The organism is Polaribacter sp. 2305UL8-11, assembly GCF_058147165.1.
In genome coordinates, this window is sequence record NZ_JBYVJW010000146.1 from 1 (window position 1) to 229 (window position 229).

Genomic DNA, 229 nt, shown 5'->3' on the forward strand with positions numbered 1-229 from the left:
AATAATGCTATTACTTTTTCCTAAAGTATTTAAATACCCTAAAGAAACACTTGTAAAATCCCAATGTGGGTCAGAATTTTGGTAATAGACTCCAGAAATACTGGCATTAAAACCTGAAGAGTGATAATAAGAAATTTGCGGAATTAACTTAAACTGTTCTGTACCAGAATCTCTTCCTGACAAATAGGTATTGCTATTGTAAGCTACTGATGTATAAATAAAATTATAG

Annotated in this window: 1 protein-coding gene; it reads right to left on the reverse strand. The window is 30.1% G+C overall.

The features are described from left to right. Positions 1 to 229: hypothetical protein (locus ACY2RW_RS16520; RefSeq protein WP_490123809.1), on the reverse strand; the 229-nt coding region annotated here is incomplete at both ends.